Raw genomic sequence first — 2160 nt, forward strand, 5'->3', positions numbered from 1 at the left:
GGGACGCCTTCGGCCGCGAGACCCGCACCACCACCCCCGCCGGCTACCGCACCGACCTCACCCTCAACCACCTCGGCCAGGTCGTCCGCACCGACGAGTACGGCAGAGGCGACACCGTGCTGCGCACGAGCAGTGCGGAGTACGACGCCGACGGCAACCAGATCGCCACCGTCCTCGGTAGCGGTGTCCGCACCACCTCCCGTTACGACGCGCTCGGCCGGGTCACCGAGCAGACCCAGCCGGTCGACGACGACACCACGGCCACCGTCGCCTTCGGCTACGACGCGGCCGGCAACCCCACCGCGATGACGGACGCGCGGGGCAACACCACCGAGTACACCTACACCCCGTGGGGCCAGCTCGAATCCACCATCGAGCCGGCCACCGACGCTCACCCCGACCCGGCCGACCGCACCTGGACGATGCTCTACGACGCCGCCGGCCAGTCCGTCACCGAGCTCCTCCCCGGCGGCGTCCGCCGTGACCGCACCTACGACGACCTCGGCCGTCTCGTCCTGGAGACCGGTACCGGTGCCGAGGCCGACACCATGGACCGCCGCTTCACCTACGACGCGGCAGGCCGGATGACCAGCCAGGCCACCAACGAGGTCACCGGCCTCGACACCTACACCTACAACGACCGCGGCCAACTCCTCACCACCGAGGGCCCCGGCGGTACCTCCAGCTACGCCTACGACCGCGACGGCCGGATGACCGAGCGGACCGACGCCGCCGGCACGATCACCTTCGGCCACAACTCCAGGGGCCAACTGTCCTCGGCCGTGCTCGACGCCACCACGAACTACTACGTCTCCTACAGCTACGACATTGACGGTCGTCCCACCGCCCAGACGTTCATCTCCGACGTCCCCACTGACCAGGTCACCAGGGCCGCTGTCCCTCCGCCCATCCAGATCCACGCCACCCGCAGCTTCACCTACGACGCGTTGGGCCGCCAGGCCACCGACCGCCTCGTCACCGGCACCGAAGGACCGGAGGTCGCCAGCACCCGCTACGCCTACGACCTGGACGACCGGCTGACCGAGAAGGAGACCACCGGCACGGCCGGCGCGGGCCTGGAGACCTACGCCTACGACCTCGCCGGCCACCTGACCTCCTGGACCAGCGGCGACGACACCACCAGCTACGCCTGGGACCTGGCCGGCAACCGCGTCACCGCCGGCGAGGAGACCGCCACCTTCGACGAACGCAACCGCCTCACCTCCGTCGACGACACCACCTACACCTACACCCCTCGCGGCACCCTCGCCTCCGTCGGCGACCGCACCCTCGCCCACGACGCCTTCGAACGCCGTGTTACCGACGGCGACACCACCTACCGCTACGACTCCCTCGACCGCGTCACCCACCACGACGACACCGCCTTCACCTACGACGGCGGCTCCAACAACCTCGTCTCCGACGGCACATCCCTCTACCGCCGCACCCCCGACGGAACCCTCCTCACCACCGACGACAACCCCGTCCTGACCGACCAACACACCGACGTCGTCGCCACCCTCACCGACAACGGCGCCACCCTCGAGGCCTCCCGCGCCTACTCGCCCTTCGGCGAGGTCACCGCCTCCGACGGCACATCCCCCAACCTCGGCTACCAGTCCGGCTGGACCGACCCCACCTCCGGCGACGTCAACATGGCCGCCCGCTGGTACCAGCCAGGCACCGGCGCCTTCGCCTCCCGCGACACCTGGAACGTCGAACCCAACCGCTACGCCTACATCGCCGGCTCCCCCCTCAACGGCACCGACCCCAGCGGACATGCCATCGCTGTGCCCATCGGGCCTGCCATCGGCCTCGGCGTGGCGGTAGGAGCCGCGTACTACATCAGCCAGAACAGCTCCAGCTGGTCCTGGGCCCGACTCCCCGACTTCTCCAATCCCTTCGCCCGAGGCTCGAGTTCCAGCAGCTACCAGGCCAATGTCCTCCCACGGCCCAACTCCTCACTCGCCGACGCCATTCGCGCTCAAGCGGGAGCCCAAGCCAAGGCGGCAAGCCGCGCCGCGCTCGCGGCCTACCTTCGGGACCTCATCAACCGGTTCCGCACGCCCACCGACGGTGGCGGTGGTGGCGGTGGTGGCGGTGCCTTCGCCGCTGCACGCGTCGGCGCCCCTACGCTCACCCCACCGCCACCACCTATCC

1 protein-coding gene is annotated in these 2160 nt (G+C 70.3%); it reads left to right on the top strand.

All coding sequences use genetic code 11. The features are described from left to right. Positions 1 to 2160: RHS repeat-associated core domain-containing protein (locus E1283_RS35560; RefSeq protein WP_165956364.1), on the top strand; the 2160-nt coding region annotated here is incomplete at both ends.

The organism is Streptomyces hainanensis (assembly GCF_004348415.1).
Lineage (GTDB): Bacteria > Actinomycetota > Actinomycetes > Streptomycetales > Streptomycetaceae > Streptomyces > Streptomyces hainanensis.